Origin of the sequence: Pseudomonas sp. CF161, assembly GCF_000416215.1 — a bacterium.
In the GTDB taxonomy this organism is placed as follows: Bacteria; Pseudomonadota; Gammaproteobacteria; order Pseudomonadales; family Pseudomonadaceae; genus Aquipseudomonas.
This window is the reverse complement of the sequence record NZ_ATLP01000091.1, coordinates 21836-37496: the sequence shown is the minus strand read 5'-3', so window position 1 is coordinate 37496 and position 15661 is coordinate 21836. Positions and strand designations below refer to the sequence as shown.

The window sequence follows — 15661 nt, the reverse complement described above, 5'->3', positions numbered from 1 at the left end:
TGATTTATGAGTATCGGCCTGGCGATCTACAACACTGATGAACTAAGCCCTCTTCATGCCTATGAACTGGGTGAATCTTTTTTCAAATCCCTCACTATCCCGATTACCGGTGCGGGTTATTACAAGTACTTGAGTGACGGTGACCACCCTGGCGACCACGACATTGTGGAAATCCCCTTTGCCGAATTGAAAGGCAAGCTGTTATCCGGGGAAGCGACGGCATTCAGGATCTACTCGCAAAAGAGAGGCCATTCTCCGTGGCTGAGCTCTTTTGGTTATTCGACCCATGACTTTTCCAGTTTCTGCCATTTGGATGCGCAGTTTCCTGGCGACTCACTCGCTTATAAAGAGGCATTGCCGTTCATTGAACAGCTCACTGCCCAAGTCAAATATCCCTATGGAATCGTCTACGCCTGTGAAAAAACATCGCAGGCTTTCTATTACGCCACGGGGGATAACATGGTCAGCGTGTATCCCTACGAGAACCCCATGACCTGGGGCGAGGAACTTCCCGGTCTGTACGAAGGCCAGGAGCGTTACACAGGCAGCCGGCTGAGAATGGTTTACCCCTATAACCTGATCAACGACGAGCACCTCAATATCTTGATCGAAAACATGCCCCTTAAAGAGTGGATCCTGAGCACGAAGGAACACGGCTCGCTTGAGGCGCTGGAACACGGTATCTGGGCGTGGGAAGTCGAAGAACAATACCTGGAGCCAATTAACCAGGCCTGCGGCAACGCCGGAATTCTTATTTCCTGGAAGGCGCCTCGGCCTGTAAAAGCGGCCAGAAAGTTGCCTTGACCTGCCCGGTCAGGAGCGTAGAGGAGTCAAGAACTGAAGAGCTTGAACTACAACCAGGACCTGGACGCACTCGAAGTACCGGCCCAACAGTTTGCGGCCGGCCTCGAGTACGCTGCCAAACATGGCTACGCCAACATCCGGGTCATCGGCTCGGCCAAGGCGGCCAAGAGCCGGCCACTGGACCTGGACTCGCTGAATCAGCACGGCACCGTGCAATCCCTGGACCTGTCGGATGACATTGACCTGACGCAGGTTGATTTGAGCCCGCTGTATCAATTGAAAAAGCTGAAGTGGCTATCGATACCCTTCTTGAAAGAGCGCATCGATTTCTCTCGATTGCCCACCCTGGAAACGCTCTACATAACCGGCGCCGACCAGGAGTTGCCGGCGTTGGAGCTGCCGTTGCTCAAGGAGCTGTTGCTGGTGTCGGTCAAGAACACCGATTGCGGGTTTGCTTCAGCACTCAAATCGCTGCGGGAACTGCGCATCAGCGGCGGCAATATCGAGCGGCTCACCGGCATTGAAACGCTGGATAAGCTGGCGTCGATTCAGATCCAGCACAGCCCGAAAATGCTCGATATCAGCGCCATCAATGCGCTGAAGCATCTGCAGAAGCTGCACGTTGAAAAATGCAGTCAACTACGCGATTACGCATTCCTTGCCGACAATGAAACCCTGCAGGAGGTGTTTATTTCCGAACTCGACTCGCTGGCATTCGCCCCGGGCATGGGCCGGTTGAACTCACTCGAATTCTGGGACCTGAAAGACGGCGGCATGAGCCCGCTGCTGACCTGCAAGCACTTGAAAGAGGTGTACTTCCACCCGAAGAAGAAGCATTACAGCCACAGCCTCAAAGAGCTGAATGCCGCGCTCGGCTGAACAGGCGCCTGCTGGGCCTAGCTCTGAATGCACGCCGCGTAGCGGATGGCCCATTGCTTGTCGAACGTGAGGGCTTCGGGCTCTTCGGGGTCGATGGTGATGTTCCACAGCTTCTGCTGTTCCACCTGGTATTTGACCCAGCCGATGATGCCGCTGCCGGAGGTGTCGTAAAACAGCTGGAGCGACAGTTCGTCGCCATTGTCGGTGTCGATCAACAGCTTGAGTTTGTCCGGGGTGGTGAAGTCGCGGTAGGGGTAGTTGCTGCTCCTGACCATCTCGGTGAGGTAGCCGTAGCAGCTGGCGACGCCAGTTGCCTCATCGGCCAGGGCCGGCATCGCCCCCAGGCTGCCCAGCAGGGCGAGGATGGCCAGATTCAGGTTCCGCATGATTGCCCCTTGAGCTTGAGCGTTTCGACTTGCCCGGCGATTTCAATGCGGGCCTCGACCTGGCGGTCGTGGGATTCCTGGTATTCGCTGAAGTTGTTGCGCTTGAGGATGTTCAGGGTCACGCGCATGTCTGCCGAGGCGTTCTGGTACTCGACCCGGTTGTTGCTCTGGGCGCCACTGGTCAACTCCACGAGTTGGCCGCCGGTCTTGAGGTAGAGGAAGTGTTCGTCGATCTCAACCAGCAGCCGTGGGGCCTTGGGCGCAACGCTGTAGTCGGGGCGTGCCAGCGAATAACCGCAGAGCCAGATGCCCGGGCTGTCGTACTTCTGGCTGTTGAACCACTTCAGGGCTTCGCGATAGCCCACTTGCGTCAGCGCCGACCCTGGCTCGGCCACGGCGAAGGCCGCGTTCATGCTCAACCCGAGGACGCACCCGCACACCATCCGCCAGGCACGGCCCATGGCAGCTGAGGGTACTTGTGGGGGGATCGGGAGCGGAAAGGGTGTCGAGCGGGTCATCCTTGGCCTTTGTTCGCAAGTAAAGCAGTGCGCATGCTAGCCATGCCCAAAGCCATGCGCAAGACGCTTTCAGTGACGCCATCGGCAAATACGCAGGCATAAAAAAATGAGCACCCGAACGGTTCGGCGTGCTCATTTTTTGTACTGCTGTCCCCGCTTCGGGGCGTGCAGTGCTTAAGGGTTGACGCTGTCTTTGAGGGACTTGCCTGGCTTGAAGGCAACGGTGTTGCTGGCCTTGATTTTTACCGGCTCGCCGGTTTGCGGGTTCTTGCCGGTACGGGCGCCACGGTGGCGCTGCAGGAAGGTGCCAAAACCAACCAGGGTCACGCTGTCTTTGCGATGCAGGGCACCGGTGATTTCTTCGAGAACGGCGTTGAGTACGCGGTTGGCCTGCTCTTTGGTCAGATCCGCTTTTTCAGCGATGGCGGCGGCGAGTTCTGGTTTACGCATAGTGAAGCCTCTTTGACGGTTTTTTGTTGTTATGTCCGTGCTGTTCTTCCGGAACAGCGCCCAAGGCGCCGCAGGCTCTACTCTGCGGCAGACGGGTGTGAGGATGGCACGCACTTGAGAGTGGCGCCAGTCTCCCCACGACCTTTGTAGGGGCAAAATCGGGGTTATTCCGACAGAACGACCGCTATTTATGCCAGCAACGGCGGAAGCTCTTTGTTCAGGGCCAGTTTCTCCATCACCGCGCTGCCGGTCAGGGCGTAGCCCAGCAGCTGGCCGCTGGCATCGCGGCACAGCACCTTGATGTCGGCGCCCTGCCCTTCAGCGCTCCACACCCCTTCGCGGCCGCGGGGTGGCGGCGAAACCACCAGCGGGCAGACCGGGGTTTTCACGGTAATTGGCATCGGTCCGTAGCCGACGGTCGTCGGGTTGCCGGCCAGGGTCTGGGCCAGGGCGCGGGCGCAGCTCATCAGCGGCATCACGTACAGCAGGTTGAGGCCATCGACCTCGGCGCAGTCGCCCAGGGCGTAGATATTGGCGTGGGAGGTTTTCAGCTGCCGATCGACAGCAATGCCGCGGCCGACCACCAGCCCGGCAGCCGCAGCCAGATCGGTGCGCGGACGCAGGCCGATGGCCGAGACCACCAGGTCGCAGGCGATCACCTGGCCGTCGGAAAGGTGCGCGTGCAGGCCGTCCTCGCTGCGCTGCAGGCGGTTGAGCACCGGCCCCAGGTGGAAGCGCGCGCCCAGGCTTTCAAGCCCGGCCTGCACCGCTGCAGCGGCAGCCGGGTGCAACAGGGTCGGCATCACTTGCTCGCACGGCGCCACCAACTCGACTTCATAGCCGCCGAGGATCAAGTCATTGGCGAATTCACAGCCGATCAGCCCGGCCCCCAGCAACAGCACCCGGCGCTTGCCGGCGGCGGCAGCCCGGAAGCGTGCGTAGTCTTCCAGGTCGTTGATCGGGAAGATCAGCTCGGACGCGTCGCCCTCCACCGGCACGCGCACGGTTTGCGCGCCGCAGGCCAGGATCAGGTCGCGATACGCCACCGCTTCCTCACCGATCCACAGGCGCTTGTGGCCCGGGTCGATGCCGCTGATGCGGGTATGGGTGCGCACCTCGGCCTTGAGCTGCTCGGCCATGGCGCCCGGCTCGGCCATGCTCAGGCCGTCGGCGTCCTTGTTTTTGCCGAAGCCGGTGGACAGCATCGGCTTGGAGTAGGAGCGACCGTCATCCGCCGTAATCAGCAACAGCGGTGTTTCGCTGTCGAGTTTGCGAAACTCCCGGGCCAGGTTGTAACCCGCAAGCCCGGTGCCAACGATCACGACAGGTGCGCTCATCCCTTTCTCCTTGTTCTGCAATTGATCAAAAAATCGCCATTAACCGATTTCGATCATCTCGAAATCCATTTTGCCCACGCCACAGTCCGGGCACAGCCAGTCCTGCGGCACATCTTCCCAGCGGGTACCGGGCAAGATACCGTCGTCCGGCCAGCCGTCGGCTTCGTTGTAGATCAGGCCGCAGACCACACATTGCCACTTTTTCATGTACGCATTTCCTCAGGTTCTCAGGCGTTGCCGGCGCGACGGTCGATGGATCGACTCTGATTGCCGTCCGGCTCAGGGCGTTTTGTACTGATCGCTCAGCGCAGATGCAAGCATGTTCGCAGCGCCAAGCCACCCCGATCAATCAAAGTTCGCGGACGACATGTTAAGCTCGGCGCCTCATTTGCTGCCAATAATGACTCACTGTGCCGCACTCTAATCCCCCCGTTCCGACCCCGGCCTGGCTGCCACACAGCCAGTTGTCGCCCCTCCCCGATGCGCAGATTGTCGATTGGTTGTTCGATCAAGGGTCGCTGACCCGACGCCTGACCCGGCTCTCGGACAACGGCTTCAGCGTGACCCCGTTGGTGGAAGGCTGGCAGCCCCTGCGCGCCGACGAATGTGCAGCCCTGGACCTGCCCGCAGACAGCCAGGGCTGGGTGCGCGAGGTGTACCTGCGCGGCCACGGCGAGGCCTGGGTGTTCGCCCGCAGCGTTGCCGCACGCACGGCCCTGGAGAATGGCGGGCTGAATATCGACGAACTGGGCAGCCGCTCCCTGGGTGAATTGCTGTTTTGCGACCAGGCGTTCCAGCGCCGCGCCATCGAGGTCTGCCATTACCCGCGCCAATGGCTGCCCGCCGAGGTCCAAGCCGACGCGCTCTGGGGCCGCCGCTCGCGCTTCGACCGCGGCACGCTGAGTGTGCTGGTAGCGGAAATCTTTTTGCCGACCCTGTGGGACGCGGTACGCGCCCACCCGGAGAACTGCTGATGTACCAGAGCCTGCTCAAATCCCTGAATCGCCTCAACCCGCGGGCCTGGGACTTTATTCAACTGACCCGCATGGACAAGCCGATCGGCATCTACCTGCTGCTCTGGCCCACCCTCTGGGCCCTGTGGATAGCCGGCAAGGGCGCGCCATCCCTGGCCAATATCGTGATTTTCGTGCTCGGCGTGACCCTGACCCGGGCTGGCGGCTGCGTGATCAATGACTGGGCCGACCGCAAGGTCGACGGCCACGTCAAACGCACCGAACAACGGCCGCTGGTCAGCGGCAAGATCAGTTCCAAAGAAGCCCTGGTGTTCTTCGCGGTGCTGATGTTTATCAGCTTCCTGCTGGTGCTGTGCACCAACGCCACCACCATCTGGCTGTCCCTGGGCGGCCTGGCGCTGGCGGCCAGCTACCCGTTCATGAAGCGCTACACCTACTACCCGCAGGTGGTACTGGGCGCGGCGTTTTCCTGGGGCATTCCCATGGCCTTCACCGCCGAGACTGGCGAGCTGCCGGCCAGCGCCTGGCTGCTTTACATCGCCAACCTGCTGTGGACTGTGGGCTACGACACTTATTACGCCATGACCGACCGCGACGACGACCTGCGGATCGGGGTGAAATCCACCGCCATCCTGTTTGGCGAAGCGGACCGGGTGATCATCCTCCGCCTGCAGGGCCTGGCCCTGGGCTGCCTGCTGCTGGCGGGTGCGCGGTTCGATCTGGGGGGCTGGTTCCACCTCGGGCTGCTGGTGGCGGCCGGGTGCTTTGTCTGGGAGTTCTGGTACACCCGCGACAAGGACCGGCTGAAATGCTTCCGGGCCTTTCTGCATAACCATTGGGCGGGGCTGGCGATTTTCCTGGGGATCGTTGCCGATTACGGCTTGCGCTGACACAAGGCGGGACTACACCTGTAGCCGCTGGCCGGCATGGGCGCCGGGAGTACACCTGAAAAGAATGCGCTGCTGCTGATGGCCAGCGCAGCGTGCCGCAGCGGCTACAGATGTAGCCGCTGCGCTGGCCGGCATGGGCACAGAGGGGATTAGGGTTTGGCCACCTTCCAGGCGCCGTCCATTTTGCCTTCGCCGGTCATGTCGCCGGCCTTTTTGTCCATGACGAAGGTGTACAGCGGCTTGCCATCGTAGGCCCACTGCATGGTGCCGTCATCGCGCTTGACCGTGGTCCACTTGCCCATGGCCTTGTCGCTGCCTTCGGCCATCAACGGCGGCCAGTTGCCGGCGCATTTGTCGTTGCACATGGACTTGCCACCCGCGTCCTTGGCAAAGGTGTAGAGGGTCATGCCCTTGTGGTCGACCATCATCCCGTCTTTGCTCATGGCGGGGTCGGCGGCGAAAGCCAGTGTCGGCAGCGCCAGGGCAGCAGCGACCAGCAGGGCCTTCCAGGATTGCGTCAGTTGAGTCATGGAAACCTTCTCTTGTGGTTGTCAGGATTCGGACTCAAAGCTTAGTTCATGAATACGCGGGCCGCCGTCGGCCTGAAATACTGTCACACGACTGCAATAATTCCGTTATCTAATGCGGCGCAAGACAGTTAAATGACAAGAGGTTCAAGCATGGTTGGCAGAAGCATTCTGATCGTTGACGACGAAGCGCCTATCCGCGAGATGATCGCCGTTGCGTTGGAAATGGCCGGCTATGACTGCCTGGAGGCTGAAAACTCCCAGCAGGCCCACGCCATTATCGTCGACCGCAAGCCCGACCTGATCCTGCTCGACTGGATGCTGCCCGGCACATCGGGCATCGAACTGGCGCGGCGCCTCAAGCGCGACGAGCTGACCGGGGATATCCCGATCATCATGCTCACCGCCAAGGGCGAAGAGGACAACAAGATCCAGGGCCTGGAAGTCGGCGCCGATGACTACATCACCAAACCGTTTTCGCCCCGTGAGCTGGTGGCGCGCCTCAAGGCCGTGCTGCGCCGCGCAGGCCCGACCGATGGCGAGGCGCCGATTGAAGTCGGCGGCCTGCGGCTCGACCCCATCAGCCACCGCGTGACCATCGACGGCACCCCGGCCGAAATGGGCCCGACCGAATACCGCCTGCTGCAATTCTTCATGACCCACCAGGAACGCGCCTACACCCGGGGCCAACTGCTGGACCAGGTCTGGGGTGGCAATGTCTATGTTGAAGAACGCACCGTCGACGTGCACATTCGACGCCTGCGCAAAGCGCTGGGTGAAGCCTACGAGAACCTGGTACAAACCGTGCGCGGCACAGGCTATCGCTTTTCAACCAAGGCATGACATCAGCGCCAAGCTATGAGCTGCAAGCGGCAAGTTGACCGCTTCTGAACTTGTAGCTTGCAACTTGGAGCTGTCCCCTACGTGAACCAAAACTGGCATGGCACCCTGATTCGCCACATGCTGCTTCTAATCACCGGCTGCCTGCTGGTCGGCCTGATCAGCGGTTATTACGGCTGGAGCATGGCCATTGGCCTGGCGATCTACCTGGCCTGGACCCTCAAGCAACTGCTGCGCCTGCACGAATGGCTGCGCCTGCACCAGCCTGACCAGGCACCGCCCGACGGCTACGGCCTGTGGGGTGAAGTGTTCGACAGCATCTACCACCTGCAACGCCGCGACCAGCGAGTGCGCGGACGCCTGCAAGCGGTGATCGACCGGGTCCAGGAGTCCACCGCGGCCCTGAAGGACGCGGTGATCATGCTCGACAGCGACGGTAACCTGGAATGGTGGAACCGCGCCGCGGAAACCCTGCTGGGCCTCAAGACCCCGCAAGACAGCGGCCAACCGGTGACCAACCTGGTGCGCCACCCGCGCTTCAAGGAGTACTTCGAGCAGGACAACTACGCCGAGCCGCTGGAAATCCCCTCGCCGATCAACGACCGCCTGCGTATCCAGCTCTACATCACCCGCTATGGCAACAACGAACACCTGATGCTGGTGCGCGACGTCACCCGCATTCATCAACTGGAGCAGATGCGCAAAGACTTCATCGCCAACGTCTCCCACGAGCTGCGCACGCCGTTGACGGTGATCTGCGGCTACCTGGAAACCCTGCTCGACAACGTCGAAGAAGTGAACCCGCGCTGGAGCCGTGCCCTGCAGCAGATGCAGCAGCAAGGCGGACGCATGCAGACCCTGCTCAACGACCTGCTGTTGCTGGCCAAGCTGGAAGCCACCGACTACCCCTCGGACAACCAGCCGGTGGCGATCGATACCCTGCTGCAATCGATCAAGAGCGACGCCCAGGCCCTGTCCGGCGAGCGCAACCAGCGCATCAGCCTGGAAGCGGATGCCAGGGTCCAGCTCAAGGGCAGCGAGGCGGAACTGCGCAGCGCGTTCTCCAACCTGGTGTTCAACGCGGTGAAGTACACCCCGGCCGAAGGCAACATTCGCATTCGCTGGTGGGGTGATGAGCAAGGCGCGCACCTGAGCGTGCAGGATTCGGGTATCGGCATCGACAACAAACACTTGCCGCGCCTGACCGAGCGCTTCTACCGCGTGGACTCCAGCCGCAACTCCAATACCGGCGGCACCGGCCTCGGCCTGGCCATCGTCAAGCACGTGCTGCTGCGCCACCGCGCGCGCCTGGAGATCAGCAGCGTGCTGGGCCACGGCAGCACGTTCACCTGCCATTTCGCCCCCACCCAGGTCAAGAAAACCGCCCCCACGCCCTGACCGGCCAGCGCTGACAGCGACTCGCCACTAGGCAATCGTCCTGTCAGCCGCTACATTGACGCACTTGTGCCTGCCTTTCAGGCACCGCATTTCCTTCTTTTTTCGCCTACACGGAACCCGCAAAACTCCATCATGGACCCATCCCCTGGTTTTACCCTCGCGACACTCTTCGCCGACTTCGGCATGATTCTTTTTGCTCTGATCCTGGTTCTGCTCAACGGCTTCTTCGTTGCCGCCGAGTTCGCCATGGTCAAGTTGCGCTCGACCCGGGTCGAGGCCATCGCCCACAAAAACGGCTGGCGCGGACAGATCCTGCGCACCGTACACAGCCAGCTCGACGCCTATCTGTCGGCCTGCCAACTGGGTATCACCCTGGCCTCCCTGGGCCTGGGCTGGGTCGGTGAACCGGCCTTCGCGCACATTCTGGAACCCCTGCTGGGCGCCATCGGCGTCGAGTCGCCGGAGATCATCAAGGGCGTCTCGTTCTTTGCCGCCTTCTTCGTGATTTCCTACCTGCACATCGTGGTCGGCGAGCTGGCGCCCAAATCCTGGGCTATTCGCAAACCCGAACTGCTGTCGCTGTGGACGGCGGTGCCGCTGTACCTGTTCTACTGGGCCATGTACCCGGCCATCTACCTGCTCAACGCCAGCGCCAACACCATCCTGCGCATCGCCGGCCAGGGCGAGCCCGGGCCGCACCACGAACACCACTACAGCCGCGAAGAACTGAAGCTGATCCTGCACTCCAGCCGTGGCCAGGACCCCAGCGACCAAGGCATGCGCGTACTGGCCTCGGCCGTGGAAATGGGCGAGCTGGAAGTGGTGGACTGGGCCAACTCCCGGGAAGACCTGATCAGCGTCGAGTTCAACGCGCCGCTCAAGGAAATCCTCGCCCTGTTCCGCCGCCACAAGTTCAGCCGCTACCCGGTGTACGACAGCGACCGCAACGAGTTCGTCGGCCTGCTGCACATCAAGGACCTGCTGTTGGAACTGGCGGCCCTGGACCACATTCCCGAGTCGTTCAACCTCGCCGAGCTGACCCGCCCGCTGGAGCGCGTATCGCGGCACATGCCCCTGTCGCACCTGCTGGAACAGTTCCGCAAAGGCGGTTCGCACTTCGCCCTGGTGGAAGAAGCCGACGGCAAGATCATCGGCTACCTGACCATGGAAGACGTGCTCGAAGTGCTGGTCGGCGACATCCAGGACGAACACCGCAAGGCCGAACGCGGCATCCTCGCCTACCAGCCGGGCAAGCTGCTGGTGCGCGGCGATACGCCGTTGTTCAAAGTCGAACGCCTGCTGGGCATCGACCTTGACCACATCGAGGCTGAAACCTTGGCCGGCCTGGTCTACGAAACCCTGAAACGGGTTCCGGAAGAAGAGGAAGTCATGGAAGTCGAAGGCCTGCGCATCATCATCAAAAAGATGAAAGGCCCGAAAATCATCCTGGCCAAGGTCTTGATGCTCGACTGATTAGCCCCTTGGCCCCCGCGCCTGCCCAATGGCTGCAAAACCTTCCCTGCCGATAGATTGCGGGCCTAGGGTTTGCGGCCGCTGCGCGGCCGAGCGGGAGCAAGCTCCCTCGCCACGGGGGGTGCTAGGGTTTGCCGAGGGCGAAGTTGGGCAGGCTGCTGACAGGTTGGTTGAACTGGTAGGGAATCGACACCAGCCCCAAGCCGGTGTTGCGCTGCACCACGAAGTGCAGGTGCGGGCCCGTGCTGTTGCCGGTATTGCCCGACAGCCCGAGGGGGCTGCCCACCGCCACCCGCTGCCCTTCACGCACGTTCAGTGAGCCACGCTGCAAGTGCAGGTACACGCCCATGGTGCCGTCATCGTGCAGTACCCGGACAAAGTTGCCGGCCGGGTTGTTGCCGCGCCCGGTCTGGCTGTTCTCGGTCTTCACCACCACCCCGCCACGGGCGGCAATGATCGGCGTGCCCTCGGGCATGGCGATGTCCATGGCGTAGCGGCTTTTCGGACCGAAGTGGCTGTACTGCCCATCCGCACCCTGGGTCAGGCGAAACGGCCCCCCACGCCACGGCAGCGGATAGCGATAGGTCTGAGCCGCGCCTGAAGGGTCGCCCAGGGAATAACGGAACCTTGGGGTATACACCAGCGGCTGATCGAGCCGGCTCGCCGTGAGCAGCGCCAGGCGCGTCCTGCTGCGCGCCGGCAGCACCCGCCGGATCGGCGCTTTCGGTGCCGCGCTGACATTGCTCAAGCCGCCAAAGCTCAACTCGACCTCGACCGGCGCATACAGCTCGTTGCGCACAAACACAGTGTCGACGCCCCTTTGCCGCTGAATGTCCAGGTGCACCTGCCGCTCCAGGTGTTCGACCATGCGATCCCGAAACACAAATACCTGGGCACCCGGCGTGGCTCGGTCGCTGTACGAAACCACTCCGTTGGCGTCGGTGGACTTGTAGATGGTCATGGCCGCTGCCGAGAAGGCAGCCAGCCACAGGCCACAAAAAAACAGCAGGCGCACGAGCATGGGCAACTATCTTGAAAAATCCAGCCGCGAGACTAACAGCAGGACATGGAGCTTGTGTGAATCAGACCGGAATCAGCGGCCCGGTGGGGGCGGCGCCGACACTGATATCGACCTCCAGTTGCGCGGCGTCGGACAGGTTCACCAGCGCGTCGAGGGAGAATTTGTTGATCTTGCCGCTGAGCACGTCGTTGAGCCGTGGCTGAGTGATGTTGAGCCGCTGGGCCGCCGCTTTTTGCGAAAGCCCCCAGGTCTTGATGGTCTTGCTCAGTTCCATCATCACCTTGGAGCGCAGGCGCATATTGGCCGCCTCCTGGGGCGAATCCTCCAGGGCATCCCAGACACTGTCGAAGCGTTGAATATGTTGATGTTCGTTCATGGTGTGAACCTATCTCCTGCAATCTGGCGCGAGCCAGCTCGATATCCCGCGTTTCGGTTCGGCGCGTGGTCTTGCGCATGGCATGCAGCACATAAACCGCCGACAGCCGGACCACCACATAAAACACCCGAAACGCGCCTGATTCCTCGTTGACCCTGATCTCGAATACCCCAGGCCCCACGGTCTTCATCGATCGGCAGTCATAGGGCTGTTCGCCCTGCTGCAACAGATCCAGCTGATGACCCGCGGCCCGCCGCGCCTCCAATGGAAACGCCTTGAGATCCCTGAGCGCGCTCCCGACAAACACCACATCCTTGTGCCTTGGCATCAGACCTCTCCCGTGACTGAGTGCCGAGAGATTAAACAAACCGCCCGCTACAGCGCGCGCCGGGGTTGTTTCAAGGCATGGCCAAGAGCGAGAAAGGCGGAAACACACCCCACAACCTATATCTAAACAGATATAAATCAACCTGAAAAAATACAAACCAGACGCACGGCATCAAACCGCCGTCGCCGAGCCCCAAGCCTTGCATTGCAAGGCCTGCAACCCAGCGCAGCCCTCCTCAGGTCATACCCACGACCTTTGAGGCAGACGCCCAGGCCAGGCTCATCCGCATGAACAGCAGCGTGCAGGAAAGTGTTTGCAGCAGGTTTCCGGCCGCATTCAGGCGCGGCGGTCGAGCTCGATCAACGACGAGGTGGGGGAATTCAGGAGAGGGGAAATCAGATCTATAGTACGCAGCAGCGGCTGACTGCAACCGCTGCTTCCAGACTGCGCCGGGCCACGCCTGGCCGGGCCAGCGTTCGCACGCGGCCCGGGCCCACGGCAGTGACTACCGTGGGCCAGCCAGACGCTCGCTCAGGCCGGCAGCCTCAAGCACCCGGCACAAAGTGCTTCTGCGCCGTCCCGCGGGCAATCAGCCGCGAAATGTAATCCAGCTTCTGCGCATCCTGATCCACAAAGCGGAAGGTCAGTTGCAGCCATTCGCTGTCCGGCTTCGGCTCGTAGGCCACCACCGCATGCAGGTACCCGTTGAGCCGCGCCACTTCCGCGTTGTCGCCCTGCTCCAGGTCCAGCACCGCGCTGTCCAGCACCTGAGGCAGCGTATCGGTACGCTTCACCACCAACAGCGCTTCCTTGATGCTCAAGGCCTTGATCACGCATTGCTGGGTGCCGCTGGGCAGGCGCAACTGACCCTGGCCACGGCCGCCGGAGGCCGCTGCCGCCGGAGTGGGTGCCTTGACCGGCGGGCTGTTGAGCAGGCCACGGGACGGCGCCGCTGCAGCTGCGGCAGGCGCCACCACGGCCGGCTTGGCGAAGGGATTGACCGGAGCCGATGCCGCACCGCCACCCAGGACTTCAGCCTTGCCGCCGGTCAGGGCGCTCAGAGAATCGTTGCCGAACGCCGAGTTCATCTTGGTCGGCGCGCTGTTCATCAAGGTGTCGAGCTTGCCGACCTTGTTCAACGCCTGCTTGACCTTGGTCAGCAGCTGTTCGTTGGTAAAGGGCTTGCTGACGTAGCCGGAAACCCCGGCCTGGATCGCCTGGACCACGTTTTCCTTGTCGCCACGGCTGGTCACCATGACGAACGGCATGCTTTTCAGGGCCTCTTGCCCACGGCACCAGGTCAGCAGTTCGAGGCCGGACATTTCCGGCATCTCCCAGTCGCACAGGACCAGGTCGAACGCTTCGCGGGCCAGGATGGCCTGGGCCTTCTTGCCGTTGACCGCGTCTTCGATCTTGATGCCCGGGAAGTAGTTGCGCAGGCACTTCTTCACCAGGTCACGAATGAACGAAGCGTCGTCCACCACCAACACACTTACCTTACTCATCGACCGCCCCTTTAGAAATCCCGGCAAGCATAACGCTTGGCTGATGGCACTTTGCCAAAAACTTTCAGTCACGCCGGGACTTTTCGTTCGCGGGTGCTGCTGTCAGATTCAAAAATCCCAAACAAAAACGCCCGGCCAAAAGACCGGGCGCTTTTCTCGGGCAATCTTACTTATCGTCAGCTTCGTCCGGAACATTAGCGGTTTCGGCACTGGTGCCTTCAACTTCCTGCTTCATGCGCTTGAGACCCAAATGGCGCACGTCGGTCCCGCGCACCAGGTAAATCACCAGCTCGGAAATATTGCGCGCGTGGTCGCCGATACGTTCCAGGGAACGCAGGACCCAGATGATGCTCAAGACCCGCGAGATAGAGCGCGGGTCTTCCATCATGTAGGTCGCCAGCTCGCGCAGCGCGGTCTTGTATTCGCGGTCGATGATCTTGTCGTACTGGGCCACCGACAACGCCAGGTCGGCGTCGAAACGGGCAAAGGCGTCCAGCGCATCGCGGACCATGTTGCGCACCTGGTCGCCAATGTGACGGACCTCGACATAGCCACGCGGGGCCTCGCCTTCTTCGCACAACTGGATGGCACGTCGAGCGATCTTGGTCGCTTCGTCGCCGATCCGCTCGAGGTCGATCACCGACTTGGAGATGCTGATGATCAGCCGCAGGTCCGACGCCGCCGGCTGTCGACGGGCCAGGATGCGCAGGCATTCTTCGTCGATGTTGCGTTCCATCTGATTGATCTGGTCATCGATCTCGCGCACCTGCTGGGCCAGGCCGGAATCGGCCTCGATCAGCGCGGTCACCGCGTCGTTGACTTGCTTCTCCACCAGCCCGCCCATCGCCAGGAGGTGGCTGCGCACCTCCTCAAGCTCGGCGTTGAACTGCGCGGAGATGTGGTGGGTGAGGCCTTCCTTCGAAATCATGGTTTTGCTCCGCAAAAGCTGTAAGCCACAAGCTACAAGCTGCAAGTTGATAGGTGTCGTTGCCTTGAACTGCTTTTACTTGCCGCTTAAAGCTTGCGGCTTGCAGCTCATCACTAGCCGTAGCGCCCTGTGATGTAGTCTTCGGTCTGCTTTTTCGCCGGGTTGGTGAACAGGGTGTCGGTGTCGCCGAATTCCACCAGTTTGCCCATGTACATAAAGGCGGTGTAGTCGGAAACCCGCGCGGCCTGCTGCATGTTGTGGGTCACGATCACAATGGTGAACTTGGATTTCAGTTCGTAGATCAGCTCTTCGACTTTCAGGGTCGAGATCGGATCGAGGGCCGAGCACGGTTCGTCGAGCAGCAGCACTTCCGGTTCCACGGCGATGGTCCGGGCAATCACCAGACGCTGTTGCTGGCCGCCGGACAGGCCCAGGGCCGACTCGTGCAGGCGGTCCTTGACCTCATCCCACAGCGCCGCGCCCTTGAGCGCCCACTCCACGGCTTCGTCGAGGACGCGCTTTTTGTTGATGCCCTGGATGCGCAAGCCGTAGACCACGTTTTCGTAGATGGTCTTGGGGAACGGGTTGGGCTTCTGGAACACCATGCCGACCCGGCGACGCAGCTCGGCCACGTCTTCGCCCTTGCGGTAGATGTTGTTGCCGTAGAGGTTGATCGCGCCTTCCACACGGCAACCGTCCACCAGGTCGTTCATGCGGTTGAAGGTGCGCAGCAGGGTCGACTTGCCGCAGCCGGACGGGCCGATAAAGGCCGTCACGCGCTGCTTGGGGATGTTCATGCTGACGTCGAACAACGCTTGTTTGTCGCCATAGAACAGGCTCAGGCCCGGGACTTCGATGGCCACGGTTTCCTGGGCCAGGCTCAGGCTCTGCTTGTCGCGACCCAGGGCCGACATATTGATGCCGTGGGAATGGGTTTCGTGTTGCATGGTCGCACTCCGTTCGTAGCTGCAAGCTTTTAGCTGCAAGCCGCAATTTAGGGCAAAGCGGCACTCTGCATGGAGCTTGC

18 protein-coding genes and 1 pseudogene are annotated in these 15661 nt (G+C 61.5%); 7 read left to right on the top strand and 12 right to left on the bottom strand.

All coding sequences use genetic code 11. From position 1 onward, the window contains the following. Nucleotides 1–6: 6 nt before the first annotated feature. Together CF161_RS19335 and CF161_RS19330 are read left to right on the top strand one after the other, a co-directional pair. On the top strand, nt 7–804 hold the full coding sequence (locus CF161_RS19335) for a hypothetical protein (RefSeq protein ID WP_020298286.1): 798 nt from the start codon (nt 7–9) through the stop codon (nt 802–804). Nucleotides 805–846: 42 nt separating this feature from the next. Then, entirely contained in the window at nt 847–1683 is an 837-nt protein-coding gene (locus tag CF161_RS19330) for a hypothetical protein (protein WP_020298285.1), read from the top strand. A gap of 17 nt (nt 1684–1700) precedes the next feature. On the opposite strand, the gene CF161_RS19325 is transcribed toward CF161_RS19330, so the two are convergent. The 5 genes from CF161_RS19325 to CF161_RS19305 all read right to left on the bottom strand — a co-directional run bounded on the left by CF161_RS19325 (nt 1701) and on the right by CF161_RS19305 (nt 4581). Continuing rightward, nucleotides 1701–2069 carry a hypothetical protein gene (locus tag CF161_RS19325; protein ID WP_020298284.1) on the bottom strand — a complete coding sequence of 123 codons (369 nt, stop codon included), beginning with the start codon at nt 2067–2069 and terminating at the stop codon, nt 1701–1703. Beyond that, the gene (locus CF161_RS19320) at nt 2057–2482 is read right to left on the bottom strand and encodes a hypothetical protein (protein WP_020298283.1); all 426 of its coding nucleotides are present in this window, start codon (nt 2480–2482) and stop codon (nt 2057–2059) included. The genes CF161_RS19325 and CF161_RS19320 overlap by 13 nt, the downstream gene beginning before the upstream one ends. 279 nt (nt 2483–2761) lie before the next feature. Then, a complete protein-coding gene (locus CF161_RS19315; protein WP_003213368.1) occupies nt 2762–3037 on the bottom strand; it encodes an HU family DNA-binding protein in 276 nt (91 codons plus the stop codon). A 188-nt stretch (nt 3038–3225) separates the two neighbouring features. After that, the gene (locus CF161_RS19310) at nt 3226–4374 is read right to left on the bottom strand and encodes an NAD(P)/FAD-dependent oxidoreductase (RefSeq protein WP_020298282.1); all 1149 of its coding nucleotides are present in this window, start codon (nt 4372–4374) and stop codon (nt 3226–3228) included. Between the two features lie 39 nt (nt 4375–4413). Continuing rightward, complete coding sequence (locus CF161_RS19305; RefSeq protein ID WP_020298281.1) at nt 4414–4581, bottom strand: rubredoxin; 168 nt, start codon at nt 4579–4581, stop codon at nt 4414–4416. A 203-nt stretch (nt 4582–4784) separates the two neighbouring features. On the opposite strand from CF161_RS19305, the gene CF161_RS19300 reads away from it, so the two are divergent. Both CF161_RS19300 and ubiA read left to right on the top strand, forming a co-directional pair. After that, complete coding sequence (locus CF161_RS19300) at nt 4785–5348, top strand: chorismate lyase (RefSeq protein WP_043229853.1); 564 nt, start codon at nt 4785–4787, stop codon at nt 5346–5348. Next, the gene (gene ubiA, locus CF161_RS19295; RefSeq protein ID WP_020298279.1) at nt 5348–6238 is read left to right on the top strand and encodes a 4-hydroxybenzoate octaprenyltransferase; all 891 of its coding nucleotides are present in this window, start codon (nt 5348–5350) and stop codon (nt 6236–6238) included. Before CF161_RS19300 ends, ubiA begins: the two co-directional genes overlap by 1 nt. 149 nt (nt 6239–6387) lie before the next feature. Here the strand turns inward: ubiA and CF161_RS19290 are convergent, their stop codons facing one another. After that, complete coding sequence (locus CF161_RS19290) at nt 6388–6768, bottom strand: hypothetical protein (RefSeq protein WP_020298278.1); 381 nt, start codon at nt 6766–6768, stop codon at nt 6388–6390. Nucleotides 6769–6918: 150 nt separating this feature from the next. Here CF161_RS19290 and phoB point away from each other — a divergent pair, with 150 nt between their 5' ends. The 3 genes from phoB (at nt 6919) to CF161_RS19275 (ending at nt 10476) form a co-directional block, all read left to right on the top strand. Further along, complete coding sequence (gene phoB, locus CF161_RS19285) at nt 6919–7608, top strand: phosphate regulon transcriptional regulator PhoB (RefSeq protein ID WP_020298277.1); 690 nt, start codon at nt 6919–6921, stop codon at nt 7606–7608. A 117-nt stretch (nt 7609–7725) separates the two neighbouring features. Next, nucleotides 7726–9003: a phosphate regulon sensor histidine kinase PhoR gene (gene phoR, locus CF161_RS19280; protein WP_256206451.1), complete on the top strand. Its 1278-nt coding sequence runs from the start codon at nt 7726–7728 to the stop codon at nt 9001–9003. 132 nt (nt 9004–9135) lie between these two features. Then, entirely contained in the window at nt 9136–10476 is a 1341-nt protein-coding gene (locus tag CF161_RS19275) for a hemolysin family protein (RefSeq protein ID WP_020298275.1), read from the top strand. Between the two features lie 124 nt (nt 10477–10600). Here CF161_RS19275 and CF161_RS19270 read toward each other — a convergent pair whose 3' ends face one another. The 6 genes and pseudogenes from CF161_RS19270 to pstB form a co-directional block, all read right to left on the bottom strand. Continuing rightward, nucleotides 10601–11497: a M23 family metallopeptidase gene (locus tag CF161_RS19270; protein ID WP_020298274.1), complete on the bottom strand. Its 897-nt coding sequence runs from the start codon at nt 11495–11497 to the stop codon at nt 10601–10603. 61 nt (nt 11498–11558) lie between these two features. Further along, nucleotides 11559–11873: a helix-turn-helix domain-containing protein gene (locus CF161_RS19265; protein WP_020298273.1), complete on the bottom strand. Its 315-nt coding sequence runs from the start codon at nt 11871–11873 to the stop codon at nt 11559–11561. A 7-nt stretch (nt 11874–11880) separates the two neighbouring features. Beyond that, a pseudogene (locus CF161_RS32345) lies at nt 11881–12201 on the bottom strand (type II toxin-antitoxin system RelE/ParE family toxin); the annotation flags it as partial. Between the two features lie 545 nt (nt 12202–12746). Continuing rightward, nucleotides 12747–13706, bottom strand: coding sequence for a response regulator (locus tag CF161_RS19260; RefSeq protein ID WP_020298272.1), 960 nt, complete (start codon nt 13704–13706; stop codon nt 12747–12749). A gap of 166 nt (nt 13707–13872) precedes the next feature. Then, nucleotides 13873–14634 (bottom strand): phosphate signaling complex protein PhoU, encoded by a 762-nt coding sequence (gene phoU / locus CF161_RS19255; protein ID WP_020298271.1) that lies wholly within the window; start codon nt 14632–14634, stop codon nt 13873–13875. Between the two features lie 113 nt (nt 14635–14747). Beyond that, entirely contained in the window at nt 14748–15581 is an 834-nt protein-coding gene (pstB, locus tag CF161_RS19250; protein ID WP_020298270.1) for a phosphate ABC transporter ATP-binding protein PstB, read from the bottom strand. Nucleotides 15582–15661: the final 80 nt, after the last annotated feature.